16 protein-coding genes are annotated in these 15,348 nt (G+C 37.3%); 11 read left to right on the top strand and 5 right to left on the bottom strand.

Going from position 1 to position 15,348, the window contains the following annotated elements; translation table 11 throughout:
• Positions 1–79 precede the first annotated feature (79 nt).
• Positions 80–1,270 carry a sensor domain-containing diguanylate cyclase gene (locus ACWPVE_RS06785; RefSeq protein WP_453991919.1) on the top strand — a complete coding sequence of 397 codons (1,191 nt, stop codon included), beginning with the start codon at positions 80–82 and terminating at the stop codon, positions 1,268–1,270.
• A gap of 44 nt (positions 1,271–1,314) precedes the next feature.
• Here the strand turns inward: ACWPVE_RS06785 and ACWPVE_RS06780 are convergent, their stop codons facing one another.
• Both ACWPVE_RS06780 and ACWPVE_RS06775 read right to left on the bottom strand, forming a co-directional pair.
• Positions 1,315–1,605 carry a YxcD family protein gene (locus ACWPVE_RS06780; protein WP_453991917.1) on the bottom strand — a complete coding sequence of 97 codons (291 nt, stop codon included), beginning with the start codon at positions 1,603–1,605 and terminating at the stop codon, positions 1,315–1,317.
• Positions 1,593–2,039, bottom strand: a complete 447-nt coding sequence (locus ACWPVE_RS06775) for a hypothetical protein (protein ID WP_453991915.1) — start codon at positions 2,037–2,039, stop codon at positions 1,593–1,595. The genes ACWPVE_RS06780 and ACWPVE_RS06775 overlap by 13 nt, the downstream gene beginning before the upstream one ends.
• A 269-nt stretch (positions 2,040–2,308) precedes the next feature.
• Here ACWPVE_RS06775 and cyoE point away from each other — a divergent pair, with 269 nt between their 5' ends.
• The 8 genes from cyoE to ACWPVE_RS06735 all read left to right on the top strand — a co-directional run bounded on the left by cyoE (position 2,309) and on the right by ACWPVE_RS06735 (position 10,096).
• On the top strand, positions 2,309–3,211 hold the full coding sequence (cyoE, locus tag ACWPVE_RS06770) for a heme o synthase (protein WP_453991913.1): 903 nt from the start codon (positions 2,309–2,311) through the stop codon (positions 3,209–3,211).
• Positions 3,212–3,979: 768 nt separating this feature from the next.
• Positions 3,980–4,585: an SAM-dependent methyltransferase gene (locus ACWPVE_RS06765; protein ID WP_453991911.1), complete on the top strand. Its 606-nt coding sequence runs from the start codon at positions 3,980–3,982 to the stop codon at positions 4,583–4,585.
• A 290-nt stretch (positions 4,586–4,875) separates the two neighbouring features.
• The gene (locus ACWPVE_RS06760; RefSeq protein WP_453991909.1) at positions 4,876–5,025 is read left to right on the top strand and encodes a hypothetical protein; all 150 of its coding nucleotides are present in this window, start codon (positions 4,876–4,878) and stop codon (positions 5,023–5,025) included.
• A gap of 11 nt (positions 5,026–5,036) precedes the next feature.
• On the top strand, positions 5,037–5,504 hold the full coding sequence (locus tag ACWPVE_RS06755; protein ID WP_453991907.1) for a cytochrome c oxidase subunit II: 468 nt from the start codon (positions 5,037–5,039) through the stop codon (positions 5,502–5,504).
• A gap of 15 nt (positions 5,505–5,519) precedes the next feature.
• Entirely contained in the window at positions 5,520–7,211 is a 1,692-nt protein-coding gene (locus ACWPVE_RS06750) for a cbb3-type cytochrome c oxidase subunit I (RefSeq protein ID WP_453991905.1), read from the top strand.
• A 434-nt stretch (positions 7,212–7,645) separates the two neighbouring features.
• Positions 7,646–8,281, top strand: a complete 636-nt coding sequence (locus ACWPVE_RS06745) for an SCO family protein (RefSeq protein ID WP_453991903.1) — start codon at positions 7,646–7,648, stop codon at positions 8,279–8,281.
• Complete coding sequence (locus ACWPVE_RS06740) at positions 8,281–8,841, top strand: hypothetical protein (RefSeq protein ID WP_453991901.1); 561 nt, start codon at positions 8,281–8,283, stop codon at positions 8,839–8,841. The genes ACWPVE_RS06745 and ACWPVE_RS06740 overlap by 1 nt, the downstream gene beginning before the upstream one ends.
• Before the next feature lie 112 nt (positions 8,842–8,953).
• Positions 8,954–10,096 carry a trans-sulfuration enzyme family protein gene (locus ACWPVE_RS06735; RefSeq protein WP_453991899.1) on the top strand — a complete coding sequence of 381 codons (1,143 nt, stop codon included), beginning with the start codon at positions 8,954–8,956 and terminating at the stop codon, positions 10,094–10,096.
• Between the two features lie 233 nt (positions 10,097–10,329).
• On the opposite strand, the gene ACWPVE_RS06730 is transcribed toward ACWPVE_RS06735, so the two are convergent.
• Positions 10,330–11,760 (bottom strand): sigma-54 interaction domain-containing protein, encoded by a 1,431-nt coding sequence (locus ACWPVE_RS06730; RefSeq protein ID WP_453991897.1) that lies wholly within the window; start codon positions 11,758–11,760, stop codon positions 10,330–10,332.
• A 304-nt stretch (positions 11,761–12,064) separates the two neighbouring features.
• Here ACWPVE_RS06730 and ACWPVE_RS06725 point away from each other — a divergent pair, with 304 nt between their 5' ends.
• The gene (locus tag ACWPVE_RS06725) at positions 12,065–13,267 is read left to right on the top strand and encodes an ornithine--oxo-acid transaminase (RefSeq protein WP_453997396.1); all 1,203 of its coding nucleotides are present in this window, start codon (positions 12,065–12,067) and stop codon (positions 13,265–13,267) included.
• 30 nt (positions 13,268–13,297) lie between these two features.
• Here the strand turns inward: ACWPVE_RS06725 and ACWPVE_RS06720 are convergent, their stop codons facing one another.
• Both ACWPVE_RS06720 and ACWPVE_RS06715 read right to left on the bottom strand, forming a co-directional pair.
• Positions 13,298–14,293, bottom strand: a complete 996-nt coding sequence (locus ACWPVE_RS06720) for a dimethylarginine dimethylaminohydrolase family protein (RefSeq protein WP_453991895.1) — start codon at positions 14,291–14,293, stop codon at positions 13,298–13,300.
• A 79-nt stretch (positions 14,294–14,372) separates the two neighbouring features.
• Positions 14,373–14,540, bottom strand: a complete 168-nt coding sequence (locus ACWPVE_RS06715; RefSeq protein ID WP_165439160.1) for a hypothetical protein — start codon at positions 14,538–14,540, stop codon at positions 14,373–14,375.
• 225 nt (positions 14,541–14,765) lie between these two features.
• Between ACWPVE_RS06715 and ACWPVE_RS06710 the strand changes: the two genes are divergently transcribed.
• Positions 14,766–15,257 carry a cupin domain-containing protein gene (locus ACWPVE_RS06710; RefSeq protein WP_453997394.1) on the top strand — a complete coding sequence of 164 codons (492 nt, stop codon included), beginning with the start codon at positions 14,766–14,768 and terminating at the stop codon, positions 15,255–15,257.
• Positions 15,258–15,348: the final 91 nt, after the last annotated feature.

The following is a 15,348-nucleotide window of genomic DNA, read 5'->3' as shown; positions in this document are numbered from 1 at the left end:
TCGGTTATTGATTAATCATTTTTTTTTACCTATTGCTGATTGGTTTCTACTATATTAATAGATTTTTGGAAGTGATTAAATGGAAAAGACAATCCAGAATCTGAACATATTGAAAAAACTGAGTGAGCTTATTGAAATGGTAGGTTCTGAGAAAGATCTAATATCTAATGAGATTCGCGATTATTTTATTGCTTCTTGTAAAGACCAAAAGGAAAAAGAAGTTTTGAATGCGCTTATATTTCAACTCCAACAAATGAACGTACAAATGGAAAATATGTCTTGGATGAACAAACATTACCGTATCCTTCATGATTTTGCTCAAATCTGCAGTAAAACACTTGATGAAAGTGTTCTTCTTCAAAAGTCCTATGAGATGGTTTCACGTGTTATGCCAACTGATGCATTTTATATAGCCTTACATAATCCTGGTGATGCACATATTCGATTTATTTTTATAATGGATAATGGCGTACCAGCACCTCCAAGTATCGTAGATTTTGGTGAGAACTACACGTCAAAAGTCATTAAAACCAGAGAAATCATACATCTCAAAAACCTGAATCAGAACGTTGAATATAATACGAAAATGGGAGACGGAGATGAAGATACGAGCTCCTGTCTTTTTGTACCTGTTATCATCGATGATCAAGTAAAAGGTGTCATCTCAACCCAGAGCTTTAAGGATTTTGCGTATCGGAAGGAGCATGAGGAGCTTTTACAAATGATCGGTGCACAGGTAATCAACTCAATTCAAACAGCACGCTTATATGAGAAAATTTACATCATGTCTCGAACCGATGAACTAACTGGATTAAAAAATCACCGTGCTTTCCATGAAGATTTAGCAGAGTTGATTCAGGGTGGAAATAAAGAAATTACAGTCATGATGCTCGATTCTGATGATTTGAAACAGGTAAATGATCGCTTCGGACATGATGTCGGAGATTTATATTTGAAGGTACTAGCTGACGGAATAAAAACGATTTGTAATGATAAGATTGAGGGCTATCGTTATGCGGGTGACGAGTTCATGATTTTGATTAAGACGCAGATAGATACGTGCGTAGATGAAATATACTCAACCCTAAAAAAGTATTATAATGAACATCCTGTTAATATTGAAGGTGAAAGTATAAAAGTTTCGATAAGTGCTGGAGTTGGGGTCTATCCATATAATGGAAACACAGTAGATTCAATAAAAAAAGCAGCAGACCAGGCGCTTTATGTGGCAAAAGAAAGCGGCAAAAACAAGATTGTTGTGGCAAAGTGAAAAAAGCTCATCCATTTGGATGAGCTTTAATTCTCTTAAAACCGTTACTCGTTAATGTGTGCAATGATGCCTTCCTCGTCGTCTAAGATAAGCTTGATTCCTGCATAAGGATCTCGGTTAAGGAATTCCCCAAGCCATAGACGAATAGCTTCAATCAAGTTCGCCATGATTAGGACTTGTTTCCGATCGTTCACATACACCTCTGCTGAGAAGCCATAATCATCATCATACATGAGCTCTACCTCAACTTCTTCAGGCTTAACTTGCTTTTTTAAGCCTGTATACACACATACTGCATTAATTATTTCTTGCTCAGACAGAATTAGCGTTGCCATGGGTCGGCCTCTTTTTTCTTACGGTCTTTAATCATTACAAAAATTTTACGGATTACAGCAATTAGAACGTATATAGCAAGAATGTTAATCATTAGTCCTAAGAAAGAACCAAGCATACCCATTCCGCCTAAAAGGCCACCGAATAGGAAACCTGCCAGTCCACCTAGCATAAGACCTTTCATTAAACCACCAGACATAAGACCACCCTTAGGAGTTGTATTCGTAGTGGACTTGTTTGTCACATTAGTGTCCTCTTTTTTCTGCTGCTGCTGGAAGTTTGATTTATTTTTATTTCCTATATTACTGTTGAATCCTTTTTTACCTGACTTGTACCCTCGTGCTTCAACGGTTGTTGTGTTGTCTTGAAAAACAAAGTTCCCAAGGGGGGAAAGAATGAGCGTTAGAGCAAGTAATGCTGCAAAAATCTTTTTCATAAAACTGTGTACCTCCATTAATTATTATTTTATATTATACCTTATTTTTAATGGGAAATCTCTTGTAAACCACCTTCCTAACCTTGTACCTTATATACGTTGTAAGCGGGGATTGGTTTCGGATTTTATAAAAAAGATATTGTTAAATTATTACTATATTGTGAATAAAGTAGGTTAAAAAGTGGTTTCCTTATCCTATTAGCTAGAAAAATGGTATAGTATATTTGATACATTTTGTTCTTGTAACTAAAGCAGGAAAGAGGATTCGAATGAAAGCAGAATTACATCTACAAAAAACGTCCCTCATAGCTGATCTTAAGTCCCTATTTAAGGCAGGAGTATTACTTGCAAATGTTCTACCCGTGTTTTCAGGATTTTGGTTAGCTATTTATTTTTCGGGTGCATCGTTTCAGGAAAATGTGGGATTGTTTGTATATACAATGTTGGGCAGTACGCTAGTTATAGCGGGAGCTCTTATAATTAATAACTGGTACGATGTAGATATTGATACGGTTATGGAACGGACGAAAAAACGTCCAACTGTAACAGGTCATTTTTCTATGAAATTTGTGTTGTTTTTAGGAATCACCTGTACCATTTTAGGATTCCTATTCTTGTTGTTTACAACATTTGAAGCTGTCTTTTATACATTCATCGGTTGGTTTACGTATGTTGTGTTATACACGATGTGGTCAAAGCGCAAATTTGTCAGCAACACAGTGATTGGTAGTGTATCAGGCGCCGTTTCACCATTAATGGGATGGGCTGCTGTTGCACCTATCGATCATAAAGTTCCCATCGTGCTCTTTTTAATTTTGTTTGTCTTTCAAATGCCACATACGTACGCCATTGCCATGAGAAAGTATGATGAGTATAAAGCTGCGGGGGTTGCGATGCTTCCAGTTGTTCGTGGATTTGAGGTAACCAAAAAACATTTTCTATTCTGGGTTATCTGTCTTTTTCCGTTACCATTCTTTTTGGGAGAACTAGGGACGGTCTTTATCGTATTGGCTACATTACTTAATATTGGATGGATCGTATTGAGTATTATAGGATTTTCGGTCAAGGATAATATAAAATGGGCTCGCTGGAATTTCCTTTATTCTGTGAATTACATTTTCATCATCTTCCTATCAATGGTCGTTGTAACATTACCTAGTTTATTCGGATAGACTTAAGCCTCGCCGCTTCTTAAGAAGTGGCGGGTTTTTTTAGTGAGAAAGTTAAAAATTCATGGATTAGATTGAAGGTTAGGAGAGGAAGTATTTGGAGTATCAAGACTCTTCTAACGAAAGGAAAAGAGAGCAACTGAAAAGTGTTTGGAGTACTGCCAATCGCCTAGTATAAGGAATATGAGGGTAATCGAAATGTGTTGGAGTATCGTCATTATCCTAATAAAAGGAAAGTGGGAGCCCTCGGAATGAATTGGAGTATCGTCATTATCCTAATAAAAGGAAAGTGGGAGTCCTCGAAATGAGTTGGATTATCGTCGTTATCTTAATAAAAGGAAAATAGGAGTCGTCGAAAGAGGTTGGAGTATCACGAACTACCTAATAAAAGGAAAATGGAAGTACTCGAAAGTGTTGGGAGTGTCATCAATCACCTAATAAGTGTAAATTGAAGTTACTCAAAATCGTTATGAGTATCCCCAACTACCTAATAAAAGGAAAACAGGAATACCCGAAAGGTATCAGAGTATCATCATCCCCCTAATAAAAGTAAATTAGCAGTACTCAAATTTGAGGTTTTACCAGGATGATAAATTTGTAAGTATTAAGTTAAAATGAGATCATAATAAAGAAAAATTATAGGGTAGAAAATGTGGTATGCTTTGAACTAGAGAAAGTCAAATTATGCAGATCTTCTCTATGCGCAATCCTGAAAAATTGATATATGTAGAAAACGGATTCCATCTAACATAGCAAACAAGGAGACTAGCAATGGACGATAAGTATTACGATGCACTATTACATGTGAAAACAGGTGGAGGGCAAAAGGGATTTAGTTCCTCGGTACACTATCATCGTTATGAACCTACACCTTATGAAGGACTTAATGCACTGTTTCAGCATTATCAATTAAATGAAACAGATAGAGTCGTGGATTTTGGGTGTGGTAAAGGAAGGCTGCTTTTTTATATTCACCACTATTTTAGGTCAACAGTTGTTGGAATAGAGATTGACAAAGGATTGTATCATGAAGCTCTAGAAAACCAAAAACGCTATCTAAGAAAGACAAATAGTCGTCAAGATGAAGTTGAGATTCATCATTGTGCAGCACAAGATTATAAGATACATCCATTGGATAATCGGTTCTACTTTTTCAACCCTTTTTCGATACACGTTTTCAAGCATACCATTTCAAATATCCTCCGTTCATATGAGCAGAATCCACGTAAGATGGAAGTTATTCTATATTATGGCTCAACAGACTACTCCTATTTTTTAGAAAACAATACACCATTTCAAATGAAGAAAGAGATCACGATTCCAGCATTATTTGAAAAAAATATATATGAAAGATTTTTGATATATGAGCTTTTGTAGGTAGCTTTCAACAGTGAAGGCTGCCTTTTTTGTATTTAAAATGTATGTTCACTATTTTGTCATTATTGTTTATTGTAGCTAGTTGCTCATGTCAGAACTTAGCAGAAACACAACATTGGTGGGGTATTGGCGTATTTTAAAAGAATTTTTGTGGATGAGAGTAAACCAATGTTTTCGTCTTTATTAATAGGTGTAATAAAAAATACACATTATGTGTGATTCAGTTCACAACATTGAGAATGGTTCCTAATTATGATGTAAGTAAGAAGAATATAAGGAGGTTGAGTTGGGTGGGAGCTTCAAAGGTAAATAACAGTAAAAACACAAATCAGGATTATCAAGGTCCACTAGTCGGAACATGGATATCAGTCGGTGTCGTTGGAGCAGTCATTCTTGCAACGTATCTAATATTATTTGGCCTATTTATGGCTAGATTTTAGGAGGGAAATAAATGAATATGCATCTTGATGAAAAAATATGGCTTACGATAAGTTTTGGTTTGATCGTTGCTTTCATGTTAATTACAGGGTACCAGGCATTTGCGTTAGAGATGGGACCACCAAGTGAAATGACAACAATCGATCCACAAAAAGTCGATGAAACAGCTCCGTTCGATAAACCTGGTGTGTATAAAGTTGGCGAAAATGAGTATGAAGTAGTGATGACTTTAGAGATATTTAGTTTTAACCCATCAAATATTGAAGTACCTGCTGGGGCAAAGGTGAAATTTATTATGACATCGAAGGATGTTGTTCATGGATTCCAGGTTGCAGGAACAAACTTAAACGCAATGGTAATGCCAGGTCATGTACAAACAATCACTCAAACATTTCATGAGCCTGGTGAGTATTTAGTTCTATGTAATGAGTATTGTGGTGCTGGACACCAATTAATGGCAACAACAATTACAGTGAAATAAAAAGGGGGGAGACCATTGGCAACAGTTTTAAATAATTCAGATTTAACATTAAAGGAAAAAGCAAAAAAAGCTTTAGGCGTAAATCCAGAAGATGCAAAAATATCAAAATCTTATTTATCAGTAGCATTTATCTCATTATTTCTAGGTGGACTTTTCGGATTATTTCAGGGCTTAAATCGTGCAGGTCTTTTAGAATTACCAAGTTGGCTCAACTATTATCAAGTATTAACAGCACACGGTTTACTTTTAGTCGTAGTATTTTCAGCTTTTGTAACAATTGGATATTTTTATGCAGCTCTTTCACATGATTTAGGTGGTTTATTATCAAAGGTTAGAAGAATGGCATGGGTTGGTTTCTGGACGAAGATGGTAGGTATCGTATTAGTAGTCATCCCAGTCTTAATGAACGAAGCATCTGTTATGTACACATTCTATCCACCAATGGCAGCACATCCAGTGTTCTACATCGGTTTAGCATTAGTGGTAGTCGGTATTTGGATCTTAGCAGCTGGTGCATTTATTCAAATTGCAAACTGGAGAAAGAAAAATAAAGGTCAGCATCTACCAATCCTTTCTTTCTTTGCAATGGGTGTATTTGTACTATTAGTAGGTGCAACTTCATTTGTTGCAGTAGAGGTATTATTTCTCATTTTACCTTGGTCACTTGGATGGGTGGACGGAATTAATGTAATGGTTTCTCGTACACTATTCTGGGCATTTGGACACACTGCAGTTAACATATGGTATTTAACAGCGACATCTGCATGGTATGTCATCATTCCAAAAATCATTGGCGGAAAACGTTTTAGTGACACACTTACCCGTGTAGTAGTTGTTGCATTAGTAATTATGAACATTACTGGTGGATTCCACCACCAAATCATTGACCCAGGAATTGGGTTATCAGTAAAATTCCTACACGTATTCATGAGTTTAGCAATTGGTTTCCCATCTTTAATGACTGCATACGCAATGTTCTCAGTATTTGAACGTACTGGAAGAGCAAAAGGTGGAAAAGGTGCATTAGGCTGGTTGAAAAAATTACCTTGGGGAGACGTACGTTTCTTATCACCATTTATCGCTATGGCAGCCTTCATCCCAGCAGGTGCTGGTGGTATAGCACAAACAACAAACCAACTTGACCAAGTAGTACACAACACAATGTGGGTAGTGGGACACTTCCACTTAACACTTGGTATGGCAGTAGTTATGACATTCTTCGGAATTATGTACTGGTTGATTCCACACCTTACTGGTCGTGTGTTAACAAAGGGAATGAATAGACTAGGTATTATTCAAACCATTATCTGGACGATCGGTATGGTCATCATGGCGATCACGATGCACTGGGTTGGACTTCTTGGCTCACCAAGAAGAACGTCTTTCACAGACTACTTTGGCAGTGCACAAGCTGCAGGCTGGGAGCCATTCATGATGGTAATTGGTATCGGCGCAACTTTATTATTAGTAGGTGTAGTCATCCAAGTATATGCAGTCTTTAACATGATGTTCTTTGCACCAAAAGGAGTAACTGAGTTCCCAGTTGCAGAAGAAGAAGAAAATGCGTCAAAAACTCCAATGTGGACAGAGCGTTGGGGATTATGGATCGTACTTATGGTTCTAGTAGTCGCAATGGCATATGTATTGCCACTAACAGATATGATTGTAAACGCACCTCCAGGATCACCACCATTCAAAACTTGGTAAACCGAAAAGCGGAGCTGAGAGTATAGCGACGTACGGACTAGACTGAACCCGTAGGAGATAAAGGAAACACGGAGAAAGTAGCGATACGATGTTGACCTTATCGTACGGAGGGTGAGGGAAATCTCGTTAATCACTCCGAGCCAGGGCTAGACAAATCGAAAAGCGAAAGCGCCTTGCCCAGAAACGAGAAAACTGGAGACTCCGACGAAGAGGCGTACTTTGCCTCTGTAGGAAGAGTAGAAGTTTCTCGAGTTTCTAGGGGCTGTAGCTAGACAAATCGAAAAGCGAAAGCGCCTTGCCCAGAAACGAGAAAACTGGAGACTCTGACGAAGAGGCGTAAGGTAGTAATTTCTTCTATAGAAAGAGATAGCCAAATCAACAGCTATCTCTTTCTAACATTAGTGAGTAAAAACTAGAAATAGGATGTGATTGGCGTGAATAAATTAAATCGCACAACATTCGCTTGCATAATCATAATAATATTTGGATGTGCGTTGTTCTATCAAGGAACTGATGGATTACAGGCATTCACAGCAGAAACAGCACGAGTAAACCAACTTTTAGAGGATCAACCAGCATTTCCTAATGTAACCTTTGAGGACAGCGAGGGACGAATCTATCCTATTTCTGAGTTTGAAGGTAAGTACGTATTTATCACTTACATCTATACGGCGTGTACAACGGTTTGTCCGCAATTAGAAATGAATATGGCACAGGTGTATGAACAGATTCCACATGAATATATGGGTAAAGATATCGTCTTTTTAAGTATTAGCTTTGATCCAGCAAGAGATGATCCAGCTACATTAAAGAAATATCGGCATTACTTCGGAGCTGATGGAGAAACATGGAGAATGGCTAGGATTCCAAATGAAACAGAATTACAATCCCTACTTGATGAATTTGGGGTAATTGTCATTCCCGATGGAAAAGGGAACTTTGCACATAATTCAGCCTTTTATTTAGTAGATCCTAATGGATCATTAATTGATGTCATGGATTATCGTGAAATCGACCAGGCCGCTACAAAGGTTTTAAGCCTTCTAGAAAGTGAAAGGGGGAATCAGTGATGAAACAATTTTTGATCGGATTAGGCCTATTATTCGTTTTAGCACTTCCCCCAGTTGCTAATTTACTAGAATCTATTATGATTATCCATATGCATATGCAAATGCCCTCAATTGTGATTGCGGGATTTTTTATGGGAAAACTTTTTCAACAAAAATTTCCCCAATTTTTTTTAAAATGGAATGAAAATGGTGTTCCTGGAATCTTATTATTTACTGTGATTATGATATATTGGACCATTCCGAAAACGATGGATGAGACATTAACCATTACAAGTATGGAAGTGTTTAAGTTCTTAAGTCTGTCATTTTTAGCGGGTGTACCATTACGAGATAGCTGGAAGAAATTAAGTGACCGTGCGAAAAACCTTGTATTTGTTTTCTTCACTGTGAAATATTTGGGGATGGGTGTATTATACATTAATACGAATAACCAACTTTGTAATAACTATCTCGTAATCGACCAAATTACTCTAGGATGGGGCTTTATTACAACTGCGATTTGTATTGCCATTTACCTGGTTTATAACAATTTCACAGATCAATCAATCTATAAAGAATAGAGGAGAGGAGCTATGGAAGTAGCTTCTCTTTTTATTGACTGAAATGTTCCAATTGACATCCTGAAAAATAAGGTTCAGAATAATAGCAATACAAAAATAGAGGGTGAGAAAATTGTCAAAACGGTTTGAAACAAAAATAATACATAGTGTCGAAAAAAGTAAATTACCGATTCGAAGTAAAGTAACACCAATCTATCAAACATCCGCTTTTACCTTCGATAGCCTTGAAGATTTAGAGGGATATTTTCAAGGTGAGGGTAATTATTTATATTCACGTACTGGAAATCCCAATCCCGATGAACTTGGGCAAATGGTCGCAGCAATTGAAGGTGCACCTGCAGGTATTGCAACATCTTCAGGACTATCAGCCATCTTAGCAGGGGTCTTTTCGGTTGTGAAAAGTGGAGACCATATTATTGCAGCAGAAGATGTGTATGGGGGAAGTTTTCATTTATTAAAAGAAGAATTAAAGCAGTTTGGAATTGAAACAACCTTTGTTTCCTTTGCAGACCTTGAACAAGTCGAGAGAGCAATAAAGCCCAATACAAAACTACTTTATACGGAATCCATTACAAACCCACTTTTACGTGTTGAAAACCTACCTGCTGTTGTTGCACTGGCTAAACGAAAAAATCTAATCACTGTCGTAGATAACACATTCGCAACCCCATTTCACTGTAATCCATATAAACTTGGAGTGGAGGTAGTTGTTCATAGTGCAACTAAGTACATCGGCGGACATAGTGATGTAACTGCTGGAGTTGTTGTGGGAAGAGAAGACTTGGTAGCAAAGGCAAGAGAGAAAGTTGTAAATATTGGTGCCAATGTTAGTCCTTTTGAGGCATGGCTTACAACTCGCGGTTTAAAAACATTAGCTGTACGGATGCAGGTACAATCTTCAAATGCTCGTAAACTAGCAGATGCTTTGCGAAATAATGCACACATTACGAGAGTGTATTATCCTTTCGAGGAAGAAGCAACAGGATTTGGAGCAATGGTTTCCATGGAACTTGCCAAAAACGTTGATGTGAGCCAGTTTTTTAAATCCCTTGGATGGGTAAAGTTAGTACCTACCTTAGCTGGAATAGAAACAACTGTATCACATCCACTAAAGACCTCTCATCGTGCATTACCACCTGAAGCTCAGGAGGCATTAGGTATTACAAACCATCTTGTTCGAATTTCAGTAGGAATAGAACATATTGAAGATATTATTTCCACCTTCGAACAAGCCATTGAAAAATCGATAAAGTAAATCTTTAATCTGTATTCGTTAATTACAATAAAGAAATAGACATTAAAGAGTATCCATTTATCAAGGATACTCTTTTTTAAACAAACGTTTGTTTAATAAAGGAAGGAGCGTAAATCTTCTCCTTTCGACTTATTTCTACTCATTTCCCAAGCAATAATTGTATTTTAATGAGAGAATGTGATGTTGTGTGTAGAAAGATAGTTAAAGGGAGAATAAGGCAGTTAGATTAAAGCTTACCCGTCGCTCTGCCTTTTTTGAATTCCGTACTTTTTTAAGCGATATTGGAGGTTTTGGCGACTCATACCAAGTGCTTTAGCAGTTTTTGTTATATTAAAATGGTGGTGTTTGAACATATGTCTCAAATATTTAATTTCGGTTTCCTTCATGTATTGGTCCAATGGTTGAACTTCCGTTAATTCAACTGACGGTGCACTAGTATTACTATTCACATGTCTCATTTTCGTCTTTTTTCGGAAATGAATAGGAAGATGATTATAAGAAATCATCTCTTCATAGGTAATCACATTCAGTGCTCCCTCGATAATATGCTCTAATTCTCGAACATTTCCTGGCCAGTCATATTGCATAAACATTGTTAATACCTCATCATCTATGCTTTTGACATTCATTCCAAACAGATGATTATATTTTTCCATAAATGCATATGCGAGTTCTTTAATATCCTCTTTCCGGTTTCGTAATGGAGGAATAAAAAGGGTCACAACACTTAATCGATAGTATAAGTCCTTACGAAGCCTACCTTCTGAAATAGCATCAATAGGATCCTCGTTCATGGTTGCAAGGATTCGGACATTCACCTTTTTATCTTTGGTGTCACCTATTCTTCGAACTGTTTTTTCTTGAATGACACGAAGAAGCTTTGCTTGTAGGGCAGGGTTTAGTGAATTTATCTCATCTAAAAGCAAAGTTCCTCCTTCTGCTTGCTCAAACAAGCCAGGGCGGTCAAATGCCCCTGTAAAAGCACCTTTTTTTGTACCAAACAGGATGCCCTCAATTAGGCCGTCTGGAAAAGCGGCACAGTTCTGCGAAATAAAGGGTGCAGAAGACCTGCTGCTACCATTATGAATACTTTGTGCAAAGAGTTCTTTACCAGTTCCCGTATCTCCGATAATGAGAACGGAGGAACTTGTTCGTGTAGCACGCTTGCTGGTCTCAATGACTTCTGAAATCGCAGGACTACTTCCTATAATGCTGTCAAAAGTATAGTATGTATCATTTCTTCGATTCATGTTTTCACGTAGTAGTTTTTCAAGTTTGGTTACATCGCGAGCAATTTCCATTGCCCCAATCCGCTTTCCTTGATCCAGTATTGGGATTGTATTATTAATAGTTGTAATTTCTTGTCCGCGATTATTGTAGTAGGTCTGTTTCTCATTTTTTAAGGGTTCACCTGTTTTAAGGACTTGAAGCAACGTACTGTCCTCATTATTATGAAAGGAAAATACATCTTCAAGTTTTTTATTAAGAACATCGTTTTGATTCATGCCTTCAATTTGGGCCATTTTTTGGTTGTAGATGATTGTTCTTCCACCAGAATCTACGACATGTATGCCAACGTCAACCTCGTTTACCAATTGTTCAGTAGCTCTTTTAATTAATAATTTAACCTGACTCACGATATCAACGCCTCCTATTACTTTCATTATAAGTGGATTTGTGTAGGGGGGCCAATCATATTTGCATATTAGACAGAGAGAGTAAAGAATTTTTGCGCTTAACCTGCAAGAAATTTTTGCCTTTACTAAGATTAGTATGTAAATCAATCACTTATACCGAGTCCTATTTGGATACGATACACAACTTTATCAGTAGGAATTGCGCTCTTTTTAAAGAAAACAACATATATCTCCCTTTTCGAGAAGTTTGGCATGTTATTTGCATAGAATAAAGACAAGAAGCAATTCTTATATATGATAAGGCATTTTGGAGGTTAGAGAGATGACTCAAATGAATTCCGACTCAAAAACAATCATTGAACAAACAGAAAAGTTTGGTGCAAATAATTATCATCCACTACCTATTGTGATTTCAAAAGCAGAAGGTGTATGGGTAGAGGACCCAGAAGGAAATAAATACATGGATATGCTTAGTGCCTATTCGGCAGTTAATCAGGGACACCGACATCCAAAAATTATTCAAGCCTTAAAGGACCAGGCGGATCGTGTCACATTAACATCACGTGCTTTTCATAATGACCAACTTGGTCCATGGTATGAGTTGATTTGTAACGTTACGAATAAGGAGATGGCTCTCCCAATGAACACGGGGGCAGAAGCGGTTGAAACTGCTGTCAAGGCAGCTCGGAGATGGGCGTATGATGTAAAAAGAGTAAAGGAAAACCAAGCAGAGATTATTGCCTGTGTAGAGAATTTCCATGGACGTACTATGACGGCTGTATCACTATCGTCTGAGGAAGAGTATAAGCGTGGATTCGGTCCAATGTTACCAGGCATAAAATTAGTTCCCTTTGGTGATATTGAGGCATTAAAAAATGCCATTACTGAAAATACAGCAGCATTTTTGGTGGAGCCAATACAAGGTGAAGCAGGAATTAAAATCCCGCCTGCGGGTTTTCTTAAGCAAGCATTTGAGACATGTAAGCAAAACAATGTTCTATTTATTGCGGATGAAATTCAAGCGGGACTTTGCCGTACGGGAAAGATGTTTGCTTGTGAATGGGAGAATATTGAACCTGATATTTATATTTTAGGAAAAGCATTAGGTGGTGGGGTATTCCCAATCTCTTGTGTTGTTGCAAATAAAGATGTATTAGGTGTGTTTAATCCAGGTTCCCACGGTTCCACATTCGGTGGTAATCCATTAGCTTGTGCAGTGTCTATTGCCTCTTTGAATGTCCTAATTGAGGAAAACCTAGCACAACGCTCCCTAGAACTCGGTGAGTATTTTATGACTAGATTAAAAGAAATACAAAATCCGATTATTAAAGAGGTTCGTGGACGAGGTCTATTTATAGGAATTGAATTAACAGAGGCTGCACGTCCGTTTTGTGAGGCATTAAAGCAGGAAGGGCTTCTTTGTAAAGAAACGCATGAAACAGTCATTCGATTTGCTCCACCACTTATCGTAACTAAGAGTGAGTTGGATTGGGCAATAGAACGTATAGTAAAGGTTTTAAAAAATAGCATTTAAAAAAGGATCTCAGGATCCTTTTTTATCTTACTAAGACGATTCAGGCTGCCGAATAAGCGGGAGTGTTAAACAGTGAATTCCGCCACCTAGCTTATAGAATTCAGAGACGTCGACAGGAATTATTTGAATGCCATTTGCTTTAAGTAACTTCATCGTATTTACACCATTGGAGGGGAAAATAACCCTACCGGGGGAAACAGGTAAGACGTTTATTGTTAAGGGAGGGTCTTTTGGGTGAACATGGAAAATTTCAATCTCTCTTTTATGTAATTCATCTATAAACCAAAATGGAAGTAGTGCTTTATTTACAAGTGCTTTCTTCTTATCGATAAGAAGAAAAGCTTCATCAAGATGAATAATCGTTGATGGCAAGTCAACTACTAGTAAATCAATGTTCTGTAAGGAGAGAAAATGATGTAATTGGTTGATACCAGATAAATTTACGCGCTCAGAGCGACCAATAATGGCTGTGTTATGATTAAGCATTGTGAAACTGCCGCCTTCTATGAAACCATTGCCTTGGATACAACCGAGAATAGGGATTCCAATTTTACTAAAGGTTTGTGAAGCTAGACGGGCTTCACCATATCGGATATAAGTGGCAAGCCTGGATAGAATAACACCGCTTGGGATGACAACTCCTAAGTCTCTTGTGAAGGTCCTTTCGGGTAAGTCCTCATGTTCACCATCAAGGTAGATTACGTCCACACCTTCTAGTTCCAAATTTTTTACTAATTGGTCATGCTGAGTTTGTAGAAGGTTTAGATTTGGTTTTGATTTCTTTTCAAAATCTTCAGGTTGTGTACCCTTGATATATTCACCTAACAATGGACCTGCTTCGACTTTTTTTGAGTTTTGATGAAGGTTTATTATTTCTTGACCTGGGCGATGCATTAATACTTTTTTCAGTTTCCCAAACTCACTAGAAACACCCCAGCGTTCGCCCCACACCTTTTTGACAAGAATATCGTCATGAAATGGTTCTTGCACAATCTTCCTAGAAAGGTTATGAATATTATCATTCATTATGTATCCCTCCCTTGCTCGAATGATCTAAAGAACCCCATAGATTAATATGGGGCTCTTAAAGATGGTTTTTCCTGATTTAAGGCATCTCATCTTCTTTTACTCTGTTTTTAAAAGCTTCATGCGAGACAATGCCTTCCATTTGTTCAAATTGTCGACTATGATCTTTTTCTTCACTTATGCTGTTCTTTGGAAAGTTACCAGGATGTCCTTTTTCTTTGTGGTTAAAACTTTTTCCACGACCCATATCCGATTCTCCTTTCAGATTCTTTCCTTCGTAGTTTTTACATTCCTTGATTTTGTATGTATTTCATTTGCTTTGGTAAAACACGGTATTCGTAGAAATAACGTCACAAGTAGGGGAAGAGCCGAGTAGCAAAGTACTTCGATATATGGTGAACGAAATATTCTACAATGTTACCTTGAAATAGGCTAAACTAGTGAGTAAGTTTTTATGGGAGGAGTTTTTTTGATGAAAGAAAAAGATGCACAATTTTACATTTCTCAACTTGGGCTTGAACCGCATCCTGAGGGTGGTTTTCATAAACAAACATTTGTATCAGAAGAAATGACCAATACAGGGAAAGACAAACAAAGAAAACTATACACGAGTATTTACTTTTTGTTGCGATCTGAGGATATATCACGATTACATAGATTACAATCAGATGAACTTTGGTATTACCATGGCGGCAGTTCATTAACTGTTCATATCATTGATGAAAAAGGGGACTACAAAGAAGTGAAGCTTGGTCTTCAACTTGATAAGGGAGAAGTTCCACAGGTTCTTGTACCAAAACATTCAATTTTCGGTTCCTCAGTGAATGAAGAAAATACATTTTCGCTTGTAGGTTGCATGGTTTCTCCAGGATTTGAGTACGAGGATTTTGAATTGTTTACAATTGATGAGCTACTGAAAGATTATCCCCAACATGAAGAGATTATTCGGAAGCTAGCACGATAAAAACGATAGTCTAGAATAACTTTAATATTGTTTTACGATATATAACAGCAAAAATTCCATATGCTAAAACTGGTTTAAACAAACGATTGAT

The organism is Bacillus nitroreducens, from assembly GCF_964021195.1.
The sequence above is the reverse complement of the archived record's forward strand: the minus strand, read 5'-3'. Positions and strand labels throughout refer to the sequence as shown.